Source organism: Fictibacillus gelatini DSM 15865 (assembly GCF_000430745.1).
GTDB classification, from domain to species: Bacteria; Bacillota; Bacilli; order Bacillales; family Fictibacillaceae; genus Fictibacillus_A; species Fictibacillus_A gelatini.
Genome location: NZ_AUMP01000005.1, coordinates 1 through 26,112, shown reverse-complemented (window position 1 = coordinate 26,112; position 26,112 = coordinate 1). Strand labels below are relative to the sequence as shown.

Here is a 26,112-nt window from a genome sequence, read left to right as displayed (position 1 = left end):
TGTATTTTTCTAAGATGACTTTCTATGAATTTCTGATTTCTTCCATTTCTTCAACATCCATATTTTCACGCCATATTTTGGCGCCCAGCCCCATTAATTTATCAACCAAAGATTCATACCCACGGTCAATATGCTCCAGCCCGGTAATCTCCGTAATGCCATCGGCCATTAATCCGGCAACAACAAGCGCCGCACCAGCCCGTAAATCCGATGCTTTAACTTTTGCCCCTTCAAGCTTTGCTGGACCGTTTACAATGGCAGAACGCCCTTCTACTTTAATGTTCGCACCCATCCGGCGCAATTCATCAATATGTTTAAATCGGGCACTATATATCGTGTCCGTTACAATGCTAGTACCCTCTGATTTCACAAGCAGTGAAGTAAACGGCTGTTGAAGATCCGTAGGGAAACCAGGGTAAACCAATGTTTTAATGTCAACGCCTTTTAACGGTTTTTGATTGCCGCATATAATAATTTGGTCGTCTTTCGATTCGATGTAGACGCCCATTTCCCGCAGTTTTGCAATAAGAGACTCTAAATGAAGCGGAATCACATTGTCAATGACCACTTGTTGTCCCATTGCAGCCGCTAAAATCATATACGTTCCCGCTTCAATTCGATCAGGAATAATCGAATGGCGGCATCCATGCAAATGCTCCACTCCATCGATACGGATAATATCCGTTCCAGCGCCTTTAATTTTCGCTCCCATGCTTGTTAATAGTGTAGCGACATCAATAATTTCAGGTTCTTTCGCTGCGTTTTCAATGATCGTTTGTCCTTTGGCGCGGACAGCTGCAAGCATAATATTAATCGTTGCGCCAACACTGACCACATCAAGATAAATGCGTGCCCCGACCAATTCATCCGCACGTAGATAGATGGCTCCTTGCTCATTGGTAACCTTCGCTCCAAGCGCCTCAAAACCTTTTATATGTTGATCGATCGGACGCGGGCCAAGATTGCATCCACCCGGAAGACCAATAACTGCCTTTTTAAAGCGGCCGAGCATTGCACCCATTAAATAATAAGATGCCCGAAGTTTTTTTACTTTTCCGTTCGGAAGCGGCATCGCAATCATTTTTTCTGGATGGACCGTTAATGTATTCTCTTCAAGCGTAGCCACGCCACCGATTTCTTCAAGCAAATCGCGAAGCAAGTGGACATCAGATATATCTGGTAATTGATCAATGGTAACTGTTGACTCCGCTAAAATCGTAGCCGGGATTAAGGCGACCGCACTATTTTTCGCGCCGCTTATATGAACAGTACCTTCAAGAGGATATCCTCCCTTGATCATTAGCTTTTGTTCCATGGTTAACTCCCTTCTGCATCATGAGCTATTAGAAAACCTGGCTTTGGCCAAGCCTAAAGCAAAGGTCAAAGTCAAATTGCACTTATGCCTTGAGTAACAAAGTATACATTTCCCTGGTCAAAAGAAAGATGGCATACTCTTCATGTGTAGTATTCACAAAAACAGGAATTACATGCCATTTTTATGGGTAAAAATGGCATGTTGAAGAAATGATCAGTAAGGAAGCACCACGAAAAGGTGGTGCTTTCTATTTTATTTATTTGCAGCATTCCAATCTGCTAGAAACTTCTCGATTCCTTGATCGGTTAACGGATGTTTCATTAAGTCCATTATCACTTTGTACGGAATCGTCGCAATATGCGCTCCTCTTAAAGCAGCCTCTGTTACATGAACAGGGTGACGGATCGAAGCGGCGATAATTTCTGTCTTAATTTCATGAATCGCAAAAATGTCAGCAATTTGTGAAATAAGTGATAAGCCGTCATGCCCGATATCATCTAACCGCCCAAGGAAAGGAGAAACATATGTAGCTCCTGCGCGCGCCGCCAAAAGTGCCTGATTGGCAGAAAAAATTAACGTGACATTCGTTTTAATATTCATGTCACTGAAAGCTTTTACGGCTTTCAGGCCATCTTTTGTCATCGGAACTTTAATGGTGATGTTTGGAGCAATCGCCGCCAATTCTTTTCCTTCAGCCATCATCTCTTCATAGGTAGTGCCAATGACTTCCGCACTGACAGAACCTTCTGTCACGAGGGACGTAATTTCACGAAGGCGATCATGAAAATTTACTTTTTCCTTTGCGACAAGAGAAGGATTTGTCGTCACACCCGATAAAATCCCAAGGTCATTCGCTTCGCGGATTTCATCAATGTTCGCCGTATCTATAAAAAATTTCATCCAATCACTCCTTTATAAGAGGCTATCCGCTCAATTTTTTCAAATTAGGCTTTATTAGAAGAGCCGAATTCGCGAATTTTTCCTTTAACTGTTTCTTTAATCGTTTCGCGGGCCGCTCCAAGATATTTACGAGGATCGTACTTATCCGGATTTGCTGCAATATATTCGCGTACTGTATTGAAAGAAGCGATTTGGTTTTCTGTATTCACATTAATCTTCGCGGTTCCTAATGAAATCGCTTTTTGAATGTCTTTTGTCGGGATTCCTGTTCCGCCATGAAGGACAAGTGGAACACCCGTTAATTCCATCACTTCTTTCATACGGTCAAATCCAAGATTTGGCTCTCCTTTATACGGACCGTGGACAGAACCAAGCGCCGGCGCAAAGCAATCTACACCCGTTTCACGAACAAGCTGGTCACATTCGGAAGGAATTGCATACATTGCCTCAGCATCTTCTACAACTAAATCGTCTTCTTGTCCGCCGATTCGTCCAAGTTCAGCCTCCACGGACACACCAAGTGTATGGGCAACATCAACGACACGTTTCGTTAATGCAATATTTTCTTCGAGCGGATAATGGGATCCATCGATCATGACGGATGTAAAGCCTGCATACATCGCCTCTACACATTTTTCAAAAGATGAACCGTGATCGAGATGAATGGCTACAGGAACCGTCACCTTATATTCTTCCATGAGAGCCTTCACCATGCCCACAACGAGCTTGAATCCGCCCATATAACGAGCGGCCCCTTCTGAAACCCCTAAAATGACAGGTGCGTTTTCTTCTTGTGCAGCTTGCAAAATCGCCTGGGTGAACTCTAAGTTATTAATGTTAAATTGACCTACTGCATACCCTTCGGCTTTTGCTTTTTCTAGCATTTCTTTCATAGAAACTAAAGGCATGTTACAACATCCTCCCTTTACGATACACATAAAATGAAAAAGTTTAATCTCATCTCTTATCATTTGCTATTTTTATGTAATCAAACATCAAGCTGTTTGAATGAGAGAGATTAACCGCTTTTTATTTTCTATCAAACTAATTATAACATACCTGGGTGTGATGAAAACCGCAATCTATCAGCTTTTAGCCGATGCAACCGCTATCATTGCTGGCAATTCTGGAATTAATTATTTTATTGTTTTTTTCGACAATTCGCTTCTTACGGCCGAACGGATTTCATCAATATCGAAAGGTTTCGCAAAATGAGTGATCGCACCTAGTTTCATCGCCTCATGGATCATATCCAATTCCCCATAAGCCGTCATGATGATCACTTGAATTTCTTCATTTAATTTCTTTATCCTGCGCAATATTTCAAGCCCGTCCATTCCAGGAATTTTCATATCTAAAATGACAAGATCCGGTGTTTCTTCTTCCACAATGGCCAATGCTTGCACGCCGTTTCCAGCTTGATATGTTTCATAACCTTCCTTTTGAAAAATTTCGTTCAACAACACACGAATTCCATATTGATCATCGACAATTAAAATTTTCTCACCCATATTTTCTCACCCCATCTAGTTTTTCATTTCGTACAAAACATCTAACATGTATAATTCTTTCCTATCAATAAATTTCCTGCATCGATTATGAAATCAAACATTAATTTAAGTATACTAATTATGCAGGACAAGCGGTAAAAAAATTTAAGTGAAGGGATTTTTCATCATGTTAAAAATTTTTTCGACACAGCTCGTCGGGTTAATGAACAAAATCCAAAAAGATGAAGAAGCGATTGAAGATGCGGCAAGGTTATTGGCGCAGACGGTACTATCGGAAGGGGCCATTTATTTTAGCGGAACGAATGAAATGAAGGCTGTTTGTTACGAAGGGGTGTTTGGCCAGGAGGCTTTTTCTTCGTCCCGGCTCCTTGAGCTTGAAAAATTCAATGAATTAACTTCTATTGACACGGTTATCGTAGCCTCGAGATTTAATGATGACCAGGAGATGATTAAACAACTGGCCGCGATTAAAAAAGAGACGCCGGCACGAGTAATCGCTATTTCGGCAGTAAAAAAAGAGACGGGTGAGGCACAGGATTTACGAACACTTGCCGATTTTCATCTTGATACACAATTAGCAAGAGAACTCGTTCCATTAGAGGACGGTTCCCGGATCGGCTTTCCGTCAGCTCTTATGGCACTTTATGTTTACCACGCTCTTGTTTTAACAACAAAGGATATTTTATTAGAGTTCGAAGAATAAAAAACGCCTCAAAAATGAGGCGTTTTTATCTTACTTCTTTAATTCAATGGCAGCGCGGATAAATTCGCGGAACAAGCTTTGCGGTCTTGTTGGACGTGAGACAAACTCCGGATGGAATTGGCATGCGACAAACCACGGATGATTTGCCAATTCAATAATTTCCACTAATCGGCCGTCAGGGCTTGTACCAGAGAAAACAAATCCGTTCTTCTCCATTTGGGCGCGATACTCATTGTTAAATTCATAACGATGGCGATGGCGTTCATAAATCACTTTCTCATTGTACGCGTCATATGCTTTTGTTCCTTCAACGAGCTTACATGGATAAAGCCCGAGTCGAAGCGTACCGCCAAGATCTTCAACATCCTTTTGTTCCGGGAGAAGATCGATGATAGCGTGCGGCGTTGCCGGATCAAGCTCGCTTGAATGAGCCCCTTCAAGCCCCAACACATTACGGGCGAACTCAACAGAAGCTAATTGCATGCCTAAGCAAATGCCAAGGAAAGGAACGTTGTTTTCACGCGCATATTGCGTGGCGATGATTTTGCCTTCCACACCGCGGTCACCAAATCCACCTGGAACGAGAATTCCATCTACATCCCCAAGTAATTCGGCCACATTTTCTTTACTGACATCTTCAGAATTAATCCATTTCACTTCAATGTCGGTATCAAAATAATAGCCGGCGTGGCGCAATGATTCGACGACGGAAATATACGCATCTTGCAATGCTACATATTTACCGACAAGGGCGATTTTCGCCTTGCCTGACAAGTTTAATACTTTTTCAATTAACGCCTTCCATTCCGTCATATCCGCAGGCTTGCAATCCAGCTTTAAATGATCGCAAACAATTTGATCCATGTTTTGTTCTTGAAGATCAATTGGTACTTGATAAAGCGTATCCGCATCTCTCGCTTCAATAACTGCTTTCGGATTAATATCACAGAACAGGGCAATTTTCTCTTTCATGTCTTGAGAAACAGGCATCTCTGTTCGAACAACGATAATATTTGGCTGAATTCCAAGACTGCGGAGTTCTTTCACACTATGTTGGGTCGGTTTTGTTTTTAACTCACCGGCTGCTTTAATGTACGGAATTAGCGTACAATGGATGTACATGACATTTTCTGAGCCGACATCACTTTTAATTTGCCGGATTGCTTCAAGAAATGGCAAGCTTTCGATGTCCCCAACGGTTCCTCCGATTTCCGTAATGACGATATCCGCATTGGTTTCACGCCCGGCGCGAAAAACACGTTCTTTAATTTCATTTGTGACGTGTGGAATAACTTGAACCGTTCCGCCAAGGTATTCCCCGCGTCTTTCTTTGCGGAGGACAGTAGAATAAATTTTACCCGTTGTCACCGAGCTGTATTTATTTAAGTTGATGTCGATAAACCGTTCATAATGTCCTAAATCGAGGTCGGTTTCCGCACCATCATCCGTAACGAAAACTTCACCGTGTTGATAAGGGCTCATCGTTCCAGGGTCAACGTTAATATATGGGTCAAACTTTTGCGTCGTTACTTGGAGTCCGCGGTTTTTCAATAATCGGCCGAGTGATGCAGCCGTAATTCCTTTTCCAAGTGATGATACAACACCGCCTGTTACGAAAATGTATTTAGTCATGAATTTTCCCCCTCTGGATTATCAAATTTAAGTATGCTCTCATATGCCCCGTTTCATAAGTGCCTATGGAATCTTAACTTCAAGCGAAAAGTTTAGAAAAAACAAAAAAACAAAAGTGACCTATCCCCGGGATACGGGGGCACTTTTGTTATCATTTATCAATTATTTAATTCGTTTATGTTTAGCCCAAAAATGATTTTATCTACTTTTGCATAAGAAGTCAAGAACAAAAGTTGCCAAAGCAACTTTTTAGGCTGCCGTGTTTTTCACATGCAGCTTAAAGCTCCGGTAGGCCGGAGCTTTATTCTTCCTTCTCATCATCATATAAATCGTCATCTTCGAGGTCGTCATCTTCTAAATCTTCTTCGTCTAAATCCTCTTCGTCCAGATCGTCAAAATCATCATCAAGGTCGTCCGTTTCGTCTTCATCGTGATCCAGCTCATCATCAAGTTCAAGATTATCATAATCTACATCTTCAAAGTCTTCATCATACACATCGAAGTCGTCGTCTTTTACTTTTTTGCGTTTCGGTTTGTTGGTTGTACTTAATTCTTCTTCACTGCTTTCAACCGGATACCATGCTTTTAATCCCCATTTGTTATCGCCAAGGCAGACAAAACGGCCATCAATGTTCATATCCGTATAGAAAGGAGCGATACGGGCTTCAACGGCTTCATCGGACATTTCCTTCATCTCAGCAATACGCTTTAACATTTCATAAAAAGGGATCGGTTGTTTTTCTTCTTTTAAAATCTCGAAAGCAATTTCTACCATGGACATTTCCAAGATTTCGTCTTTAGTGTAAGCATTCATTAAACTCAAAGAACGGCACTTCCTTTCATTCTCTACAATCTATGGCATACTATGGGCATTTTCATTTTAATCATACTCTTCATTATAAACAAATCTAAGTAGTATATGCTATAGTTTTTAAAAAAAATAGAAAAAGAGGGGAGTCCGACCCTCTTTTTCTACCATTTTAGCCTCTCACTTCCCGCCTTTCATCTCTAGCATCACATATTTCGGCGATATTTTCCTCCTACTTCATAAAGAGCGCCCGTGATTTGCCCGAGACTTGCCACTTTTACGGTTTCCATCAGTTCTTCAAAAATATTGCCGCCATTTAATGCCGTTTCTTTCAATTTTTTAAGAGCAGCTGGCGCCTCTTTTTCATGTCGCTTTTTAAAGGCGTTTAAGTTCTGGATTTGCTGTTCCTTTTCTTCCTTAGTTGCCCTGGCAAGCTGCATGTCAAATTCTTCATCGGACGGCGGGTTCGGGTTTAAATATGTGTTGACGCCGATAATCGGAAGCTCGCCATTATGTTTTTTCATTTCATAATACATCGACTCTTCCTGAATTTTGCCGCGCTGATATTGTGTTTCCATCGAGCCGAGCACACCGCCCCTTGCGTTTAACCGTTCAAATTCCTGAAGGACGGCTTCTTCGACAAGATCGGTTAATTCTTCAATGATGAATGAACCTTGCAATGAGTTTTCATTTTTGGCGAGGCCGAGCTCTTTCGTAATAATCAACTGAATGGCCATCGCGCGTCTTACGGACTCTTCCGTCGGTGTCGTAATCGCTTCATCATATGAGTTTGTATGCAACGAATTGCAGTTATCATATAACGCCATTAACGCCTGCAAAGTCGTGCGGATATCGTTAAAATCGATTTCCTGGGCGTGCAAGGAACGGCCCGATGTTTGAATATGATATTTCAGCTTCTGGCTTCGTTCGTTCGCCCCGTATTTGTTCCTCATGACTGTTGCCCAGATGCGCCTTGCCACACGGCCGATGACCGAATATTCCGGATCAAGCCCATTGCTGAAAAAGAATGACAAGTTCGGGGCAAAATCATCGATATGCATGCCGCGGCTTAAATAATATTCAACATAGGTCAAACCGTTTGCCAGCGTAAACGCAAGCTGTGTAATCGGATTTGCGCCTGCTTCGGCAATATGATAACCCGAGATCGACACGGAATAGTAATTGCGCACGTTGTGGTCGATAAAATATTGCTGAATGTCCCCCATCATCCTGAGGGCAAATTCGGTCGAGAAAATGCATGTGTTTTGCCCCTGGTCTTCTTTTAAAATATCCGCTTGAACCGTTCCACGGACAGAAGACAATGTAAACGCTTTAATTTCATCTAACTCTTCGCGATTCGGCTTCCGCCCATGTTTTTCCTCGAATTTTTGAACTTGCTGGTCAATCGCGGTATTCATAAACATCGCCAGAATGATCGGGGCCGGTCCATTGATCGTCATTGAAACCGACGTGCTTGGGGCGATTAAGTCAAATCCGGCATACAGCTTTTTCATGTCGTCCAATGTGCACACACTGACACCGCTCTCGCCCACTTTTCCGTAAATGTCCGGACGGTAATCGGGATCCTCTCCGTAGAGCGTCACCGAGTCAAATGCCGTACTTAACCGCTTTGCCTCATCGTCCTTGGAAAGGTAATGAAAGCGGCGGTTCGTCCGTTCCGGGGTTCCTTCTCCGGCGAACTGGCGCTTCGGGTCCTCCCCTTTCCGTTTAAACGGAAATACGCCAGCTGTGTAAGGAAAAGAACCGGGAACATTTTCTTTCATGATCCATTTTAAAATTTCCCCCCAGTCTTCATATTTCGGAAGAGCGACTTTCGGGATATCGAGCCCGGAGAGGCTTTTCGTCGTTAATTCCGTTACGATTTCTTTATCGCGCACTTTCGTGACGAATTCTTTGCCGCTATATTTTTCTTTGAGCTTCGGCCAATTTTCAAGCGCTTTTTTCGCTTCCGGAAGCAGCTTTTCCTCCATTTGTTCCTTCGCTTTTTGAAGGTTCTCCATCGTTATTTCTGTCGGATCTCCCAGCTCTTTTAAAGTTTCCAATGCGCCGTTTAGCTGATAGCTTTTTCTGGCAAGCTTCACTTGTTCATCAATCGTTTTATGATAGTTTCTCACGGTATCGACAATTTCATTTAAATATTGGACACGGTTTCCGGGAATGATGACATTTTTCTTCGCAACATACTCTTTTGCTTCGCTTCCAGCACCCCAATTTGTGCCGCATTTCTTTTCAATCGTTTCGATTAACGCATGGAAAAGTATGTTCGTCCCTGCATCGTTGAACTGGCTTGCGATCGTGCCATATACCGGCATTTCGTCTAAATCTTTGTCGAACCACCCGCGCGACCGCTGATATTGCTTTTTCACGTCTCTTAAAGCGTCTTCGGAACCTTTCCGTTCAAATTTATTAATCGCGATAAGGTCTGCGTAATCAATCATGTCGATTTTTTCAAGCTGTGACGGCGCCCCAAACTCGCTCGTCATGACATACATCGTTACATCAGAAACATCGACGATGCTTGCATCGCCCTGGCCAATGCCGCTCGTTTCAACGATGACAAGGTCAAAGCCAGCCGCCTTGACAACCGCAATCGCTTCTTTAATGGAAGAAGAAAGCTCAGATCTTGAGCCGCGGGTTGCTAAGCTTCTCATGTACACTCTCTTGTTGTATATGGCATTCATCCGGATCCGGTCGCCAAGCAATGCGCCGCCTGTTTTTTGTTTTGTCGGATCGATCGAAAGGATGGCAACGGTTTTGTCTTCAAATTCATTGACAAACCGGCGGACGAGCTCATCGGTAAGCGAGCTTTTTCCCGCACCGCCTGTTCCTGTAATCCCCAACACCGGGACCTGCTGCTCAAGGCTTCTCACTTCTTCTAAAACGGTTTCAGCTGTTGCCGCAATTTCTTTCTCCGCAAGTACCTTGTTCTCAGCTACGGTAATCAATCGCGCGACCGCCTGCGAATCACGGGACGGCAATCTCTCCACTTCATCCGTCAGCTTCGTCACTGTCGGAAAATCGCACAATTCAAGCATCTTGTTGATCATGCCTTGAAGCCCCATTTTCCGTCCGTCTTCCGGTGAAAAAATCCATGAAACACCATATTCATGCAGCTCTTTAATTTCCGGCGGAATAATGACACCGCCGCCCCCGCCAAATACTTTAATATGACCGGCTCCACGTTCTTTTAAAAGATCAATCATGTATTTAAAATATTCGACGTGTCCGCCCTGGTAAGAAGAAATCGCAATTCCCTGGACATCTTCTTGTATGGCGGCGTTAACGACTTCATCGACCGACCGGTTATGGCCGAGATGAATGACTTCTGCTCCACTTGATTGAAGAATTCGCCTCATAATATTGATCGATGCATCATGTCCATCGAATAGGCTTGAAGCTGTGACAAACCGGACAGGATATTTTGGGCGGTACACTTCTTGTTGACTCATCTTGAAACCTCCTCTTTCATAAGGTTGTTATCGATTGTTCAAAGCACACCTTTCAGCAACAAATCCGTTTGCTTTTTCGTATATTCCTCTAACGTGTACATTTTTTGCAAGATCCAGCGGCGGAACGTCCACATTTGGCCATGAATTAAAATGTTATGGGCAACGAGCGGAATTTCATCCGGGGCCAGGTTCAGTTCTCCCCCTCTGGCCGCCTGCATTAACAGGTCTTCGAAAATGCCTGTCATTTCTAATTCTTTCTTCAACACGTAGGGAAGGGCTTCTTTCGACAATGACTTTGCCTCCTGATACATGACAAGCACTTCATCCTGCATATCATCAACAACTTTAAAGTAAGCGGCGATCGCCCGCTTGATGCCGACCAAACCGCCTTCTTCGCCGCGCAGGCTTTCCTGAAGGCGCTCGCGGACTCCGTCATAAATGCTGTCACAGACTAAATATAAAATATCTTCTTTTGTCCGAATATACTCGTAAAGTGTTCCGATGCTGAATCCAGAAGCTTTCGCTATTTCCCGCGTTGTTGTCCGGTGATAGCCGTTTTTCTTAAAAAGTGTGACAGCTGCTTTCACCATTTCTTCGCGGCGCTTCTGGATAAGTTTTTCATCTTTAACGAGCGACGGAACTTCCTTTCTCCCCAACGTTATCCCTCTTTTCCTATCAGGTTTTTACGCCATCTGTTCAGTATCGTTTGAGCCGCCGTATATGGATCCATTTCTCCCGCCTGCACTTCTCTAAGCCACGGGAAACCATTTCGCTCTTCCTGTTCCCACACTTCTTTCATCAGTTCATGATGAACAACTTCGATCACTTCATGCTCAAGGGAACGAAGCCGGCGTGACTCGCCTTCCCCGCTCCTTTCGAGATAATGCCGATGCTCCTTTAATCGATCCCACAGTTCATCCAGCCCTTTATTTTGAACGGATATCGTTTTTACAATCGGCGGACGGTAGGGAGCGTCATGTTTCACCAAATCGAGCATCGAGTGAAGTTCCCCCATCAATTTCGGAACACCCGGCAAATCCGCTTTATTAATGACGAACAAATCAGCAATTTCCATAATTCCCGCTTTAAAAACCTGGACGACGTCACCGCTGCCCGGATTCAGAACAACCGCTATCGTATCGGCGATTTTCATAATATCGAGCTCGGACTGCCCGACGCCAACCGTCTCGATCAAAATGACGTCAAAACCGTACGCATCCATTAAGCGAACCGTCTCTTTCGTTGTCCGGGCTAAACCGCCTAGGCTCCCTCTCGTTCCCATGCTTCGAATAAAGACTCCTGAATCGGTAAAATGCCCGCTCATTCGTACACGATCCCCCAATATCGCCCCGCCGCTAAACGGACTTGTCGGGTCAACGGCGACGACGCCAACTGTAAGCTGTTGTTTCCGCAAATGGGTAATCAAACGATTGACGAGTGAACTTTTGCCCGCACCCGGCGAACCGGTTAAGCCAATAAAGTGGGCCTTTTTTTGCAATGAATGGATATCCGTAAGCAGTTTTAGCTTATCGGGATGGTCATTTTCGACATAAGAAATGGCGCGTGCCAGTGCACGTTCGTCTTTATAATGAATGCGCTCGGCGAGTTCGTGCATAACGTCCTCCTGTCAATGTTATTACAACCAGCTGTTAATCTTTCAATAACATTTTTGAAATGACAAGCCGCTGGATTTCCTGTGTTCCTTCGTAAATTTGCGTAATTTTTGCATCGCGCATGTAGCGTTCAACCGGATAATCTTTCGTATAGCCATAGCCGCCGAACACTTGAACCGCATCTGTTGTCACTTCCATTGCGATATCTCCGGCATACAGCTTCGACATTGCCGACTCTTTTCCGTAAGGGAGGCCTTCTGATTCCCTCCAGGCCGCTTGATAGGTTAAGAGTCTTGCGGCTTCGACTTTTGTCGCCATGTCCGCGATCTTAAAGGCAATTCCTTGATTCGCCCCGATCGGTTTGCCGAATTGCTTCCGCTCTTTCGCGTAGCCGACTGCAGCATCAAGCGCCCCTTGAGCGATCCCGACCGCCTGGGCAGCAATTCCGTTCCGTCCGCCATCGAGCGTCATCATCGCGATTTTGAACCCTTCTCCTTCTTTTCCTAGAAGATTTTCAGCCGGAATCTTGCAATCTTCAAAAATAATTTCAAGTGTTAGTGAAGAACGGATGCCGAGCTTTTTCTCCTTTTTGCCGAATGAAAACCCTGGCGTTCCTTTTTCAACGATAAAGGCAGATACCCCGCGATGGCCGGCTTCAATATCCGTCCTTGCAAAAACGACGTAAATTTCCGCATCTCCAGCGTTAGTAATGAATATTTTCGAGCCATTTAAAATATAATGGTCGCCTTCTTTTCTTGCCGTCGTTTTCATATTGGAAGCGTCAGATCCTGAGCCCGGTTCCGTCAAGCCGTAAGCGCCGAGCTTCTTTCCTTCGGCCATCGGACGGAGAAATTTTTGCTTTTGTTCTTCCGTGCCAAATTTATAGATCGGCCAGCCAGCAAGTGATGTATGCGCGGATAACGTAACCCCTGTTGAAGCGCAGACGCGGGAAAGTTCTTCTACTGCGATAACGTACATTAAGTAATCCCCGCCGATGCCGCCATACTCCTCTGGCCACGGAATGCCCGCAAGACCGAGCTCTCCCATCTTGTCGAAAAGCGAGCGGTCAAATCGTTCCTCTTCATCCCTCTCCGCCGCTGTCGGTTCGACTTCATTTTTTGCGAAATCACGGACCATTTTTCGGATCATTTCATGTTCATCTGATAATTGAAATTGCATGGTTTTCTCTCCTTTATTCGCCTAATAGTTGCTTGCTAATGACGATTCTTTGAATCTCGCTTGTGCCTTCATAGATTTCACAAACTTTCGCATCGCGGAAGAGCCTCTCTACCGGATAATCTTTCGTATACCCGTACCCTCCATGAACTTGAATGGCATCCGTCGCGACTTCCATTGCCGCCTTTGAGGCAAACAGCTTTGCCATCGACGCTTCTTTCTTGCACGGCAAATGGAGTGCGCGAAGGTTGGCCGCACGGTATGTTAATAGTTTTGCCGCTTCGACCTTTGTCGCCATATCCGCGAGTTTAAACGCAATTCCTTGCTGGGCACCGATCGGTTTTCCGAATTGCTTGCGGTCTTTTGCATAATTACGCGAATACTCAAGGCCCGCTTCAGCAATGCCGAGCGACTGTGCCGCAATCCCAATCCTTCCCACATCGAGGTTGCTCATCGCGATTTTAAAGCCGCATCCTTCATTCCCGAGCAAATTCTCCGCCGGCACTTCAGCATTGTCAAAAATCAACTCGCTCGTATTGGAGCCGTTCAGCCCCATTTTCTTCTCCTTTTTGCCGACGGAAAAACCCGGCGTATCCTTTTCAACGATGAATGCGGAAATCCCGCGGCTGCCGGCATCCGGGTCGGTGGAAGCAAAAACGATGTACGTGTCGGCTTCTCCCGCGTTTGTGATGAAAATTTTTGATCCGTTTATAAGATAGCGGTCTCCTTTTTTAACGGCCTTCATTTTTAAACTTGCGGCATCAGAACCCGATCCCGGTTCGGTCAATCCGAATGCGCCAAGAAACTCGCCGCTTGCAAGCTTCGGAATGTATTTTTGTTTTTGTTCTTCCGTTCCAAAATAAAGAATCGGGTTTGTTCCGACACTCGTATGAACGGATAAAATGACGCCAATCGTCGCACTTACTTTCGACAATTCATGGATGGCAATAATGTAAGAAATAAAGTCCATTCCCGCTCCACCATACTCTTCAGGAATCGGAATTCCAAGCAAGCCAAGATCCGCCATTTTATCAATGATCTCACGCGGAAACTGGTCGGTTTCATCCATTTTTTCTACATACGGCGCAATTTCTTTTTGCGCAAAATCCCGCACCATTTTCTGCATCATCAACTGCTCTTCGGTAAAGGTGAGGTTCATCGCTCATCAATCTCCTTTGTACTGGTGCCCCTCCAGGGAAATGGTTTTAAACACAGCAGCAGGCCTATTCGTTTTGAAGGAAAGCCAGATCAGGAAAAACGTCTGGAACCGTTCAAATTATCTGGTCCTCGGACAATAAACTTTAATTTTCGGATAATAACTCCTTGATTTTGGACAATAAATTTTGCCTTTCGGACAATAAAGATACAAAACGTCTAAATATTACTTGTTTTATTAGCCGATTGAAGCCACTTATTGTCGGATTTCAACATTTTATTGTCTGAAGTCATCGTTTTATTATCGAAAATGATAGAATCAGTGCCAATTGCGAGAAGTTTGGCTCGTTTTTTTAAAAGGCACTAGTTGTAGCTGTAAAACCCTCTTCCGGATTTCCTTCCGAGCCAACCGGCTTTTACATATTTGCGCAAGAGTGGGCATGGGCGGTATTTATCGTCACCGAACCCTTCGTGAAGCACTTCCATAATGTACAGACATGTATCCAAACCAATGAAGTCGGCGAGCGTAAGAGGCCCCATCGGATGATTCATTCCGAGCTTCATGATTTCATCGATCGCTTCAGGCGTCGCCACCCCTTCATAGACGGCATAAATAGCCTCGTTGATCATCGGCATTAAAATGCGATTAGAGATAAAGCCAGGGAAATCGTTCACTTCGACCGGCACTTTGCTTAATTTCTTTGAAACGGCTTCGATTGTTTCATAGACTTCATCGCTCGTCTGAAGGCCGCGGATAATTTCAACGAGCTTCATGACAGGAACAGGATTCATGAAGTGCATCCCAATTACTTTTTCCGGACGTTTCGTCACCGCGGCAATTTCCGTAATCGGCAAGGACGACGTATTGCTTGCCAGAATGGTGTGCTCCGGCGCAAGTTCGTCGAGCATTTTAAACAATTGCGATTTGGCGTCCATATTTTCTACAACCGCCTCGATGACAAGATCAGCTTTTTCAGCGTTTGAAAGTTCAGTCGACCGCTCGATCCGATTTAAAATTTCAGCTTTTTCGCGATCCGTCATTCGCCCTTTTTCTACCTGGCGTGAAAGATTTTTCGTGATCGTTTGCATGCCTTTTTCAACGAACTCGTCTTTTAAATCATGTAAAATGACGCTGTAGTTGGCCATGGCGCAAACCTGGGCAATGCCCGATCCCATTTGTCCGCTACCAGCGACCATAATCGTTTTAATGTTCATGTTTTTCTCCCCCAGATATTCGTTTTTTATTTGACTTCAATCAAAATGGCATCGCCCTGGCCTCCGCCGCTGCAAATGGACGCAATGCCAAGCCCTCCGCCGCGCCGTTTCAATTCATGAATGAGTGTGACGAGAATGCGGGCGCCGCTTGCGCCAATCGGGTGTCCTAATGCCACCGCGCCGCCGTTGACGTTCACTTTTTCTAAATCAAGCCCGGCAAGTTCAGCGCTTGTTAAAGCGACGGCCGCAAACGCTTCATTAATTTCAAATCGATCAATTTCATCTAACGATTTCCCGGTTTTCTCTAGCAGCTTATGAATGACAAGTCCAGGCGTTTTCGGGAAATCTTTCGCCTCCATAGCAATCGCCGCATGCCCTACAATGGTGGCAAGCACTTCTTTTCCTTCTTTTTCCGCCCGCTCTTCGCTCATTAACACGAGGGCGGCTGCACCGTCATTCACGCCCGGTGCATTGCCTGCCGTGATCGTTCCGGTTGGTGAAAAGACAGGTTTGAGCCCCGCCAGTTTTTCGAAAGACGTATCTTTTCTCGGACCTTCATCCTTAGAGACGATGATCGGGTCACCTTTCCGTTGCGGCACTTCCACGGGAACAATTTCCCCGGCAAATGTTCCATCTTCCATGGCGGCGATCGCCCGCATGTGGCTTCTTAATGCCCATTCATCCTGTTTTTCGCGGGAAATTCCCAGTTCTTTCGCAACATCGTTGCCGTAAATGCCCATATGCACACCGGTAAATGAACATGTAAGGCCGTCATGAATCATTAAGTCTTTCACCTGGCCATCTCCCATGCGAAGCCCCCAGCGTGCTTTCGGCAAAAGATACGGCGCGTTGGACATCGATTCCATTCCCCCGGTGACGATCACTTCTTCATCTCCTGCACGGATGATCTGGTCGGCTAGAGTGACGCTGCGTAAGCCCGATGCACACACTTTGTTAATCGTTTCCGTTTTCACTTCCCATGGCAGCCCGGCTTTTCTTGCGGCCTGGCGGGACGGGATTTGCCCCTGGCCTCCTTGAAGGACAGTGCCCATAATGACTTCACCGACTTCCTCCGGAGCAACATTCGCCCGATTTAACGCCTCTTTAATCGCAATTCCCCCGAGGTCAGACGCCGTTAAACTACTTAAGGTTCCTCCCAGCTTTCCAATCGGCGTACGCACTCCGCTGACAATAACCGTTTTCCCCATTTTCATTTCCTCCTCTATTTTCATTCTCGTAACCGTTTTCAAACTTGGTCGAACGAACGCTCAGTCACCCTTACTACAGCGGAAAGTCCTGCTGTCATGGTTGGTTTTTCAGCAGGATCCTATCCGCTATTTTTGCTGTATGAGTGATTTGAGGTGAACCGGAATCAAGCCATTTGCCGATTCCTGAAGTACAACATTTAATGAACAAGTTCTTTCTCCGGCTTAAACAACGATCGTTCCAGTATTTCAACGACATCCAATGTTTGCACTTGATCTTCCACTTCTTTCGCTTTTGTTCCATCGCTTAGCATCGTCAGGCAGTATGGACAGCCACTTCCGATCATCGTCGGATGAACTGCAAGTGCCTGCTCGGTGCGGGCAACGTTCACCCGCTGTCCTGTTTTCTCCTCCATCCACATCATGCCTCCACCGGCGCCGCAGCACATTCCGTTTTGGCGGTTGCGGTCCATTTCTACAAGCTTGACGCCCGGAATCGCTTTTAAAATTTCCCTTGGCGGCTCATACACTTCGTTGTAGCGGCCGAGGTAGCATGAATCGTGATACGTAATCGTTTCATTCACTTCATGCTTCGGCTTGATGCGTCCTTCTTTTATCCATTTGGCAAGCAGCTCAGTATGGTGGTACACTTCGGCCTCGAGGCCAAATTCCGGATATTCATTTTTAAACGTGTTATACGCATGCGGATCGATCGTCACGATCTTTTTCACATTATGCTTCTGGAACAATTCAATGTTTTTATTGCAAATTTCCTGGAATAAAAACTCGTTTCCGATTCGTCTTGGCGTATCTCCCGAGTTCTTTTCTTTGTTTCCGAGAATGGCGAACTTAATGCCCGCTTCGTTCATGATTTTCGCAAAAGCGAGGGCGATCTTCTGGCTCCGATTATCGTAAGCGCCCATCGAGCTGACCCAGAAGAGATACTCAAACTCCTCACCCGCTTTTTCCATTTCTTTTATGGTTGGAACAACAACATCGTCACGAAGTTCACGCCAGTTTTCACGTTCTTTGCGGGAGAGCCCCCATGGGTTCCCCTGTTTTTCAATGCTTTGAATCGCCCGTTTCGCCTCAGTGTCCATCTTTCCTTCCGTTAAAACGAGGTAACGGCGCATATCGATGATTTTGTCCACATGCTCATTCATGACCGGACACTGGTCTTCACAGTTGCGGCACGTCGTACATGCCCAGATCTCTTCTTCTGTAATCACCTCGCCGATTAATTCGATGTTGTACTCGAATTTGAAAGCAGAGCTGCCATCAGTTGTTGCAGCTGTTTCCTTTGCCCCTTTTCCGGCAGCCTGGAAAGCGATCTGATTGCCTTTCGTATTGGTAAAGGCAAATGCCGGCATCCATGGGGTTCGTGAAGTGACCGCCGCCCCTTTTTCCGTTAAATGATCACGAAGCTTAAGAATAAGGTCCATCGGCGAGAGCATTTTTCCTGTTCCGCTGGCCGGGCACATGCTCGTGCAGCGCCCGCACTCGACACATGCATAAAGGTCAACCAACTGCTTCTGGTTGAAATCTTCAATTTTGCCGACGCCAAACACTTCCTGTGATTCATCTTCAAAATCAATCGAAGAAAGCTTTCCTACTTTATCTTTCCGGCCGAGCCAGACGTTTGCCGGACCCGCAATCAAGTGAGCGTGCTTCGACTGCGGCACATAAACAAGGAATGTTAACAAGAATAAAAGGTGCGCCCACCAGGCAATGTAAAATAAAACGATGGTTGGGGTTTCTCCCATCCAATGAAACAAATAGGCGATCCCTGACGCAATCGGCATCGTCCAACTCATTTCAAGATGATGCCAATTGATCTCCATTCCATTCCCGAGTAAAACAGAAAGCATCAACCCGCCAATAAATAAAAGGACAAGGCCGGATTTAAACCCGCGCTTTAAGCGGACAAGCTTTTCAATATAACGGCGGTAAAACGCCCAGACAACGGCCACTAAAATGACGAATGTCACAATTTCTTGAAAAAATGTAAAGCCTGGATACAATGGCCCGAGCGGAAGATGCGACCCCGGTGCAAGTCCTTTCCAAATAAAATCAATGGCGCCAAATTGCACGAGGATGAAGCCGTAGAAAAACATGACATGGATCGCGCCGCTTTTTTTATCTTTCAACAGTTTCTTTTGGCCAAAGACATTAATAAGAACTGCTTTTATTCGTTCTTTTACGGTATGGTCAAATTCCACTTTTTTCCCCATTTTAATGAAGGTGTAACGCGTTTTTACGACATAAGCAAATAAATAAATGGCGTAAACGGTTACAAGAAGAAACAAAATCCAATTCAACATTTGCAAGCCATTCATCCGTAATGCTCCTTTCAAATGAGATGCAGCCATTTTACAGCGTGTAGGCTAATAATTCTAAAGCAATCGAATTTTCTGAAACCATTATACCATAAATAATTATGAATGAGCATTCAGTCGCCATAAAAATTTTAAAAATTTTTTCAGTGCATTTAGGGTATACTAATTAATCATTTGGTGGAAAGGAGGACGACGGGGTTTGGCCGCGATGATTTTGTTGATTGTCCTTTTTATTTTTGTATTTCTCGTGTGGCTTGATTTTTACCTGGGGAAAAAGAAATATCGAATAAGCCCTCCGATTACACGTTTACATAATGGTGATGGCCACTTTTTGCCGACCGGGCATCAATTTTTTGACGCATTGTTTCAAGATATCGAAAAAGCGGTTCATCATATCCACATTCAATTTTATATTTTTCGCGAAGACCATATTGGCAAGAAAATGACTTCCCTGTTAATGCAAAAAGCGGCAGAAGGTGTATCCATCAAACTATTGGTCGATTATATCGGCAGCTTCTCGATCGATAAAAAAACGATCCAACGCTTTAAAAAGGCGAGGATTGATTTTGCCTTCAGCAACAAACCGGGGTTCCCTTTCTTTCTTTATCGCCTCAACCAGCGGAACCATCGAAAGTTAACGATTATTGACGGGAAGATCGGCTATCTTGGCGGATTTAATGTTGGGGATGAATATTTAGGGCGCGACCCTGACCTTGGCGACTGGCGCGACTATCATATGCGGCTGGAAGGGGAAGTCGTGCATGCGCTGCAAAAGCAGTTTCTCGTCGACTGGAGGAGGGCGACGAAAGAATTGCTCCATATGGAGGCTTATTATCCTAAGGCGGAAAAAAAGGAGAAGCAATTTTTGATCCAACCGTCTGACGGGAACGGGGTTTATTCTTTTTTTCTCCGCCATATTCAAAAAGCCGAGAAGTCGATCGTGATCGGCTCGCCTTATTTTATTCCGGGAAAAGAGATTCACCGGGCACTTTTGGATGCGGTGTCCCGCGGGGTCCAAATTACCATTTTAGTTCCTAAAAAACCTGATCATCCGCTCGTTCAAGAAGCTTCTTATCCTTATTTTAAAGATTTGTTAAAAGCAGGCTGTTCCATTTACCAGTTCAAACAAGGATTTTTCCATGCCAAAGCCTTTCTTGTGGATGATGAATTATGCGATATCGGCACAGCCAATTTCGATTTGCGAAGTTTTTTTACTAACGGGGAAATCAACTGCATTTTTAAAGATCACGAGTTGATTCAAACGGTCAAACAAGTGCTCGAGACGGATTTCAGCCATTCTGACAGGCTAACGTTGGAACACTACAACGAGCGAACGTTCTGGTTTAAAGTCAAAGAATGTATCGCAACGGCCATTGCTCCATTTTTATAATACGAAAACAGCCATCCGAAGAGGGATGGCTGTTACACATTTAGACCAAAAAGCGGCTAAGGTTTTTGGTTTTTTGTCGTTGTGCCTGACCAAATCGCAAGAATAAGAATAATGGCACCAAATACGATATTATTCCACAATGCCCCGTTGTTTCCATCAAACTTGTAAATCCATGGTGAAATGATGAGCCAAATACCAATAAGTCCAGACAGCCATGTTTGCCACATAATCCTATCCTCCTCTAAGCTGATTTCTCCATTCCGGCGGTGGATGGTAGTTGGATTTGGGCGAGCGACCATAGCAAAATCCGTTATTGGGATGATAGTAAAGGATATGAGGTACGATGATTTTTTATTCCTGATAAATAAAAAATCATTCTTTGCCAAGAAAACCAACGTTTCCTATCGGTTTAAGTTTCTTAAGCAGCCGTTTAGGATGATCACGTTGGGTGAAAATATAAGCTATAGGTTTACGTTAGATTGGATTAAGCCTTTCCTGCGGTACACGCTTAATATAGCTCCAATTACAATTGAAAAAGTAAAGACCGGTGTAAATCCATAACTAATAAACGGCAGTGAAAATCCTGCAATGGGTAGCAAGCCAATTGTCATCAATATATTATAAACAAGCGGCACAGCATAAATGGTAAGTCCTCCAATGATAATTTGCTGGCCAAACGGATCATGTATCTTCTTACATATTTGAACAATTCTGAAGAGAAAACCGGCCAGGATTACTACTAATGCAATTGAAAAAAGCCAGCCATACACATAGGTCAACGTTACAAAAACGAGATCAGTATATGGTTCAATAACAATTGGATCTTTTTTAGGCAAAGCATGTCCAAACCACCCTGCCTGTGACATAATTTTTTCTATTTGTAAGTTTAAGTACCCCGCTGCTTCCCGATATTTATGGGGATTTAAAAAACCTAAGAAGCGGGCTTTTTGGGCAGAGTTTGTCAATACAATTAAAAAACCAACCATTGATAGACCCATTGCAACCATACCGGTAAATAAAAGGACTTTCTTTTCTTTCCTTACTTTCCATATAAACATTATGAACACCATCAAACTATACATTACTATAAACGAGAGAGTGCTTACTTGAACTAGCAAGGCAAAAGATATGAAAAACTGTATGGCCAGCATCCATAGCTTGATTTTCTCGTTTTGAAAAAAACATGCCCATGCAATATAAAAGAATGGTAGAGTGATTGACGTATTTAAAAGAAACGGTCCTAATACAAAATACGGCCACCCATTAATAGTCGTACCGAAAACGTTTAGAGAAACCATTCCGGCCAGAATGAGAATCAAGCAACCAATTCCATAAAAAATCCATCCGTATGATTTCACTTTTCTATAATCGAACAACATGAATAAAATAACGATAACCGCTCCAACTGTAATGACTTTAATTTTATTATAAAAAAAGCTATAACCTGAGCTATAACCTGTATGCTGCGCAATAACCGCAGGTAAAAAGCCTAAGCCGATCGCTAAAGCAAAAAGCAATAAAAGATTCCAATCTATTTTTGGACGATGAAGTTTATTTAGCTTCATTCCTAATGTATCTGGATTACCCATTTGCTTAACGGCACGCTTTTCCGCCTCTTCTTCTGACAGGCCTTTTTCCCTCCAATCTTTTATCGCCTCTTCCATATGATAATCAAGTTCCATTGCCACTAATTTCTTTGCCTCTTTTGAACGGATATGGCTCATTACTTGTTGCAAGAAAGACTTTCTTTCATTCATATAACAAATCTCCTTCCAATAAATCTTTCAGACATGACGAAAGTGCCTTTTGTTGTCTTTCTGCCTTTTTTAAAACCTTTTTCCCTTTATAGCTTAAAGCATATTGTTTGATGTTATTTTCGTCCCAGTATGTTATGATGTATTCTTTTTGTACCAGATGATGCAGTAAGGTATAGATGGAGCCTTCATCATTTTCAAATCGCTTAATTCCCCGGCTACGTAAATTCTTAATTATTTCAAAGCCTGTTTTTGGGTTGGCCAGCAGTTGTAAAACTGCCATTACTACATCATGATCATTTTCTTTCTCCTTTTGAATCGTCCTATAGATGTTTTGACGATGTTCTTCTGTAAACTGCAACTCATTAAAAACATTTCTTTTTCTCAAATTCTTCAAGTTTTTTAACCGGTCTTCCATAGTACTCACCCCTCTAACACATTTTTCAGAAGTTCTTTTGCCCGCCGCAGCCTTGTTTTAATCGTATTTTGATTAATATCCGTTAAAACTTCAATTTCTTTTAACGAGAGGTCTTCAAAATAATAGAGATAAATGGCTTCGCGATATTTAAGAGGCAGTTGTAAAATGGCTTCAACTAATTCCGATTTATCATCTTTTTGAACAATGACTTGTTCTACCTGTTTATCTAGAGATTCCCGATGAATAACACCTATTTCGGTTAGGTGAACTTTTCTGAAATACCAACTCTTTAGGTAATCTTTACAATGGTTAATCGCTATTCGGTAAAGCCACGTTCTTATTTTTGATTTTCGTTCAAACTTATGAAGTGAACGATAACATTTCACAAATATTTCCTGGGTTAAATCCTCAGCAATAGTTTTATTTCGCACATAAGAATAAACTAGCTGTAATATGTCTTGTCCATAATTGGTCATAATTTGATCAAATAGTACATCAGTATTTTCTGCTTCAATAGACTCCACGTCAAAAACAGACTCTTCCAAATCCATTCCCTCCCCTCTTACTCTATCTATTAGACGGAGTTCAATAGGTTTTTGTTTTATTTTCATTGAAAAAATATAAAAGATTGCCGAAACGGTCGACAACCTGGTATTAGTGGCTGCATTATATTGCTTGGAGCCCACTCAAAAACTCCGCCAACTTTTTATTAAAATAATCATGCTTTCGAATAGGGATTTGATGGAGGGATTTGGGGACGATGACGGCGTGCAAAAGGTGCGCCGGAACGTGCTTTTTGTAGATATGGTAATACGGATGCATGTAAAATGAACGGTCCCCGTAAAAGAGCAATGTCGGTACCTGGATCGCTTTTAATTGTTCCGTGCAGTTATAGTGATAGGAGGCATCATAATACATCCGCCACGCAATTCTGTTGCATTTCATGTCATAGGCATAAAGCGTTTCCCGGTCGTTTTGATTGTTTTTATGCGTCCAGCTGAGCAGCTTGCCGAGGACGTTCGGGCATTTTTCAGCCATGATCATCCCCAGTTGAAATTGCTTTGACAAAATGGTGGTGTTCACCTCAGGAAACCCGCCGGAGAGCACGAGCGCTTCCGTTCGTTCCGGGTAACTTAATGCAAACTCCTGGGCGATCGATCCTCCAGCGGAATACCCGCAAATGACGGCCCGGTTGATCGTTAAATGATCTAATAGCGCGAGCAAGTCGGAAGCGAGCATCGGGATGGATAATGAGGCGCTGTCTTCCCAGGAAGACCCACCGTGCCCCCTGATGTCGTACGTTATGACCCGAAACTCCTGCGCTAGCGAACGCTGGTATTTAAACACGACATGGCTCATGCCGGGAGGATGAATGAATACGATTGGCAGACCAATTCCCCTATCTTCATAATAGACGCTTAGTCCGTTTGGTAGGGTTACATTTCCCATATACTTTACCGCCTTATCCCATCGAATAAAAGTCTCTTACATCATGCCCAATTTTGCATAAAAAAACTCCTTTCCGATTTCAGAAAGGAGTAAAAGACTTACATCCGCTCAGGTGCCGTAACACCGATGATCTTCAAGGCATTTTCGATGGTGATTTGCGTTGCTTTCATTAATGCATAGCGGGCCGTTGATTTTTCTTTGTTGCTTTCATCCAGTACGCGTTCAGCGTTGTAAAAGCTGTGCAGGGCGGACGCCACTTCAAAGACATAGTTCGTAATGCGGTGAGTCAACAGCTTCTCCGCCGCTTCATTGATGACCGCTGGGAATTCCCCGAGCTTCTTTAACAACTCAAACTCTTTTTCTGTTGAAATGTGGGATAAATCCAGTTCCCCATCATAAGAAAGGCCCATTTCCTGTCCCTGGCGAAGCATGCTGCACACCCGCGCATGCGCATACTGCACGTAGAAGACCGGGTTTTCATTGGATTTGGATACAGCTAAGTCCATGTCAAAATCAAGATGCGTGTCGGAGCTTCTCATTGCAAAGAAGTAACGGGTTGCATCTATTCCGACTTCCTCCATCAAGTCTTTTAACGTTACCGCCTTACCTGTACGTTTGCTCATCTTCACTTTTTCGCCATTTTGGAATAGAGAAACGAATTGGATAATCACTACTTCAAGCTGCTCGCGGTCATGGCCAAGCGCTTCAATCGCCGCTTTCATCCGCGGAATATAGCCGTGGTGATCCGCACCCCAGACGTTGATCAACTTTTCAAAGCCGCGCTCCAGTTTATCTTTATGGTAGGCGATATCCGGTGTCAAATACGTATACGAACCATCATTTTTAATCAATACACGGTCTTTGTCATCCCCAAAATCGGTTGTGCGGAACCAGGTTGCCCCGTCTTTTTCGTAAATGACACCTTTTTCTTTCAATTTTTCAAGAGCGGTATCAATTTTTCCTGTTTCATAGAGAGATCTTTCAGAGTACCAGACATCAAATGGAACTCTAAATTCATCCAAAACTTTCTTGATCTTTTCAAGTTCCCGTTTTAGCCCGTATTCACGGAAAAACTCAAACCGTTCCTTTTCATCCTTTCTGGTAAGCTTATCGCCGTATTCGGCAGCGAGCTCTTTTCCGAACTCGATAATATCCTCGCCGTAATAACCGTCTGCCGGCATTTCTTTTTCCATTCCGAGCGCCTGAAGATAGCGTGCTTCAATTGAGTACGCCAAATTGTTGATTTGATTTCCGGCATCATTAATGTAATATTCCCGGGAAACGTCAAAGCCCGCTTTATTAAGGATGTTAGAAAGCGTATCGCCGACTGCCGCCCCGCGGGCATGGCCGAGGTGTAAGTTTCCTGTCGGATTGGCCGATACGAACTCGACTTGCACCTTTTTGCCCTGTCCAAGGTTCGTTTCGCCATAATGTTCGCCCGCTTTTAAAATGGTCGGGATCAAATCCGTCAAATACGAATTGTCCATATAAAAATTAATGAAACCTGGTCCGGCAATTTCAATTTTCCCAATCGACGCCTTTGTTTTATCAAAATGCTTTACAATCTCATCAGCGATCATTCTCGGCGCCTTTTTTGCAATGCGGGCAAGCTGCATCGCCATATTTGTCGCATAATCTCCATGTGCTTTATCCTTCGGCACTTCTAACACAACTTCCGGAAGCTGCTCTCTTTCGGCAAGCCCGGCCTTTAAAACAGCCTCTTCAATTTCTTTTTTTAACTGGACTTTCATTTGATCTACGATGTTCATGTTTCATCAACCTCCCTCTATAAATGTTGATATATCAACGGTTTAACCCGTTGGTGGGGTGTCAAAAAAATAATTTTCGACACGCATACTAACAATATTTTTATATTATGTGAAACTATTCCATCCTATGGGTACGCTACGCGGCCACTACTGGGTAATAATGGTAAGTAGTGCTAGAGAATGATGTGATGCACAATGGATCTCTGCGTAACTTATGATGACGTACCCTCCCATGTCTCTTGGCATCTGTGTGCCTACATTCCTTCGTTCGGTCTAGTCATAAGGCAGAGGCT

General features: G+C 43.9%; 22 protein-coding genes. 2 read left to right on the top strand and 20 right to left on the bottom strand.

Annotated elements, in window-relative coordinates:
* Positions 1-22 precede the first annotated feature (22 nt).
* The 4 genes from murA to H538_RS0108505 form a co-directional block, all read right to left on the bottom strand.
* A complete protein-coding gene (gene murA / locus H538_RS0108520) occupies positions 23-1,315 on the bottom strand; it encodes a UDP-N-acetylglucosamine 1-carboxyvinyltransferase (RefSeq protein WP_026677252.1) in 1,293 nt (430 codons plus the stop codon).
* Between the two features lie 252 nt (positions 1,316-1,567).
* Positions 1,568-2,215, bottom strand: a complete 648-nt coding sequence (fsa, locus tag H538_RS0108515) for a fructose-6-phosphate aldolase (RefSeq protein ID WP_026677251.1) — start codon at positions 2,213-2,215, stop codon at positions 1,568-1,570.
* Between the two features lie 44 nt (positions 2,216-2,259).
* Positions 2,260-3,123, bottom strand: coding sequence for a class II fructose-1,6-bisphosphate aldolase (gene fba / locus H538_RS0108510; protein WP_026677250.1), 864 nt, complete (start codon positions 3,121-3,123; stop codon positions 2,260-2,262).
* A gap of 228 nt (positions 3,124-3,351) precedes the next feature.
* Complete coding sequence (locus tag H538_RS0108505) at positions 3,352-3,726, bottom strand: response regulator (protein WP_026677249.1); 375 nt, start codon at positions 3,724-3,726, stop codon at positions 3,352-3,354.
* 166 nt (positions 3,727-3,892) lie between these two features.
* Between H538_RS0108505 and H538_RS0108500 the strand changes: the two genes are divergently transcribed.
* Positions 3,893-4,429 (top strand): DUF2529 family protein, encoded by a 537-nt coding sequence (locus H538_RS0108500; protein ID WP_026677248.1) that lies wholly within the window; start codon positions 3,893-3,895, stop codon positions 4,427-4,429.
* Between the two features lie 30 nt (positions 4,430-4,459).
* Here the strand turns inward: H538_RS0108500 and pyrG are convergent, their stop codons facing one another.
* The 10 genes from pyrG to H538_RS0108450 form a co-directional block, all read right to left on the bottom strand.
* Positions 4,460-6,061 carry a CTP synthase gene (gene pyrG, locus H538_RS0108495; protein WP_026677247.1) on the bottom strand — a complete coding sequence of 534 codons (1,602 nt, stop codon included), beginning with the start codon at positions 6,059-6,061 and terminating at the stop codon, positions 4,460-4,462.
* A 301-nt stretch (positions 6,062-6,362) separates the two neighbouring features.
* Complete coding sequence (gene rpoE, locus H538_RS0108490) at positions 6,363-6,875, bottom strand: DNA-directed RNA polymerase subunit delta (RefSeq protein ID WP_026677246.1); 513 nt, start codon at positions 6,873-6,875, stop codon at positions 6,363-6,365.
* Positions 6,876-7,075: 200 nt separating this feature from the next.
* Entirely contained in the window at positions 7,076-10,339 is a 3,264-nt protein-coding gene (icmF, locus tag H538_RS0108485; RefSeq protein ID WP_026677245.1) for a fused isobutyryl-CoA mutase/GTPase IcmF, read from the bottom strand.
* Between the two features lie 38 nt (positions 10,340-10,377).
* Positions 10,378-10,995 (bottom strand): TetR/AcrR family transcriptional regulator, encoded by a 618-nt coding sequence (locus H538_RS0108480; RefSeq protein WP_026677244.1) that lies wholly within the window; start codon positions 10,993-10,995, stop codon positions 10,378-10,380.
* 2 nt (positions 10,996-10,997) lie between these two features.
* Positions 10,998-11,954: a methylmalonyl Co-A mutase-associated GTPase MeaB gene (gene meaB / locus H538_RS0108475; protein WP_026677243.1), complete on the bottom strand. Its 957-nt coding sequence runs from the start codon at positions 11,952-11,954 to the stop codon at positions 10,998-11,000.
* A 34-nt stretch (positions 11,955-11,988) separates the two neighbouring features.
* Positions 11,989-13,131, bottom strand: a complete 1,143-nt coding sequence (locus H538_RS0108470; protein ID WP_026677242.1) for an acyl-CoA dehydrogenase — start codon at positions 13,129-13,131, stop codon at positions 11,989-11,991.
* A gap of 13 nt (positions 13,132-13,144) precedes the next feature.
* Positions 13,145-14,287: an acyl-CoA dehydrogenase gene (locus H538_RS0108465; RefSeq protein WP_026677241.1), complete on the bottom strand. Its 1,143-nt coding sequence runs from the start codon at positions 14,285-14,287 to the stop codon at positions 13,145-13,147.
* 359 nt (positions 14,288-14,646) lie between these two features.
* Entirely contained in the window at positions 14,647-15,498 is an 852-nt protein-coding gene (locus H538_RS0108460; protein WP_026677240.1) for a 3-hydroxybutyryl-CoA dehydrogenase, read from the bottom strand.
* A 26-nt stretch (positions 15,499-15,524) separates the two neighbouring features.
* Positions 15,525-16,706, bottom strand: a complete 1,182-nt coding sequence (locus tag H538_RS0108455; protein WP_026677239.1) for an acetyl-CoA C-acetyltransferase — start codon at positions 16,704-16,706, stop codon at positions 15,525-15,527.
* Between the two features lie 197 nt (positions 16,707-16,903).
* Positions 16,904-19,039 (bottom strand): 4Fe-4S dicluster domain-containing protein, encoded by a 2,136-nt coding sequence (locus H538_RS0108450; RefSeq protein WP_026677238.1) that lies wholly within the window; start codon positions 19,037-19,039, stop codon positions 16,904-16,906.
* Between the two features lie 208 nt (positions 19,040-19,247).
* On the opposite strand from H538_RS0108450, the gene cls reads away from it, so the two are divergent.
* Positions 19,248-20,429 carry a cardiolipin synthase gene (gene cls, locus H538_RS0108445; RefSeq protein ID WP_026677237.1) on the top strand — a complete coding sequence of 394 codons (1,182 nt, stop codon included), beginning with the start codon at positions 19,248-19,250 and terminating at the stop codon, positions 20,427-20,429.
* A gap of 56 nt (positions 20,430-20,485) precedes the next feature.
* On the opposite strand, the gene H538_RS25475 is transcribed toward cls, so the two are convergent.
* From H538_RS25475 to argS, 6 genes are all read right to left on the bottom strand, one after another.
* Complete coding sequence (locus H538_RS25475; RefSeq protein ID WP_035350444.1) at positions 20,486-20,656, bottom strand: SPW repeat protein; 171 nt, start codon at positions 20,654-20,656, stop codon at positions 20,486-20,488.
* A 234-nt stretch (positions 20,657-20,890) separates the two neighbouring features.
* Positions 20,891-22,186: an FtsW/RodA/SpoVE family cell cycle protein gene (locus H538_RS0108435; protein ID WP_026677235.1), complete on the bottom strand. Its 1,296-nt coding sequence runs from the start codon at positions 22,184-22,186 to the stop codon at positions 20,891-20,893.
* A complete protein-coding gene (locus tag H538_RS0108430; protein WP_026677234.1) occupies positions 22,179-22,601 on the bottom strand; it encodes a PadR family transcriptional regulator in 423 nt (140 codons plus the stop codon). The genes H538_RS0108435 and H538_RS0108430 overlap by 8 nt, the downstream gene beginning before the upstream one ends.
* 5 nt (positions 22,602-22,606) lie before the next feature.
* Positions 22,607-23,152 (bottom strand): sigma-70 family RNA polymerase sigma factor, encoded by a 546-nt coding sequence (locus tag H538_RS0108425; protein ID WP_081412612.1) that lies wholly within the window; start codon positions 23,150-23,152, stop codon positions 22,607-22,609.
* Positions 23,153-23,267: 115 nt separating this feature from the next.
* Entirely contained in the window at positions 23,268-24,050 is a 783-nt protein-coding gene (locus H538_RS0108420; protein WP_026677232.1) for an alpha/beta fold hydrolase, read from the bottom strand.
* 98 nt (positions 24,051-24,148) lie between these two features.
* Entirely contained in the window at positions 24,149-25,819 is a 1,671-nt protein-coding gene (argS, locus tag H538_RS0108415) for an arginine--tRNA ligase (protein ID WP_026677231.1), read from the bottom strand.
* Positions 25,820-26,112 lie beyond the last annotated feature (293 nt).

Bases quoted from the DNA above. Each gene is read 5' to 3' on its own strand.
- murA (WP_026677252.1), bottom strand. From the start codon at position 1,315: ATGGAACAAAAGCTAATGATCAAGGGAGGATATCCTCTTGAAGGTACT.
- fsa (WP_026677251.1), bottom strand. From the start codon at position 2,215: ATGAAATTTTTTATAGATACGGCGAACATTGATGAAATCCGCGAAGCG.
- fba (WP_026677250.1), bottom strand. From the start codon at position 3,123: ATGCCTTTAGTTTCTATGAAAGAAATGCTAGAAAAAGCAAAAGCCGAA.
- H538_RS0108505 (WP_026677249.1), bottom strand. From the start codon at position 3,726: ATGGGTGAGAAAATTTTAATTGTCGATGATCAATATGGAATTCGTGTG.
- H538_RS0108500 (WP_026677248.1), top strand. From the start codon at position 3,893: ATGTTAAAAATTTTTTCGACACAGCTCGTCGGGTTAATGAACAAAATC.
- pyrG (WP_026677247.1), bottom strand. From the start codon at position 6,061: ATGACTAAATACATTTTCGTAACAGGCGGTGTTGTATCATCACTTGGA.
- rpoE (WP_026677246.1), bottom strand. From the start codon at position 6,875: ATGAATGCTTACACTAAAGACGAAATCTTGGAAATGTCCATGGTAGAA.
- icmF (WP_026677245.1), bottom strand. From the start codon at position 10,339: ATGAGTCAACAAGAAGTGTACCGCCCAAAATATCCTGTCCGGTTTGTC.
- meaB (WP_026677243.1), bottom strand. From the start codon at position 11,954: ATGCACGAACTCGCCGAGCGCATTCATTATAAAGACGAACGTGCACTG.
- H538_RS0108470 (WP_026677242.1), bottom strand. From the start codon at position 13,131: ATGCAATTTCAATTATCAGATGAACATGAAATGATCCGAAAAATGGTC.
- H538_RS0108465 (WP_026677241.1), bottom strand. From the start codon at position 14,287: ATGAACCTCACCTTTACCGAAGAGCAGTTGATGATGCAGAAAATGGTG.
- H538_RS0108460 (WP_026677240.1), bottom strand. From the start codon at position 15,498: ATGAACATTAAAACGATTATGGTCGCTGGTAGCGGACAAATGGGATCG.
- H538_RS0108455 (WP_026677239.1), bottom strand. From the start codon at position 16,706: ATGGGGAAAACGGTTATTGTCAGCGGAGTGCGTACGCCGATTGGAAAG.
- H538_RS0108450 (WP_026677238.1), bottom strand. From the start codon at position 19,039: ATGAATGGCTTGCAAATGTTGAATTGGATTTTGTTTCTTCTTGTAACC.
- cls (WP_026677237.1), top strand. From the start codon at position 19,248: ATGATTTTGTTGATTGTCCTTTTTATTTTTGTATTTCTCGTGTGGCTT.
- H538_RS25475 (WP_035350444.1), bottom strand. From the start codon at position 20,656: ATGTGGCAAACATGGCTGTCTGGACTTATTGGTATTTGGCTCATCATT.
- H538_RS0108435 (WP_026677235.1), bottom strand. From the start codon at position 22,186: ATGAATGAAAGAAAGTCTTTCTTGCAACAAGTAATGAGCCATATCCGT.
- H538_RS0108430 (WP_026677234.1), bottom strand. From the start codon at position 22,601: ATGGAAGACCGGTTAAAAAACTTGAAGAATTTGAGAAAAAGAAATGTT.
- H538_RS0108425 (WP_081412612.1), bottom strand. From the start codon at position 23,152: ATGGATTTGGAAGAGTCTGTTTTTGACGTGGAGTCTATTGAAGCAGAA.
- H538_RS0108420 (WP_026677232.1), bottom strand. From the start codon at position 24,050: ATGGGAAATGTAACCCTACCAAACGGACTAAGCGTCTATTATGAAGAT.
- argS (WP_026677231.1), bottom strand. From the start codon at position 25,819: ATGAACATCGTAGATCAAATGAAAGTCCAGTTAAAAAAAGAAATTGAA.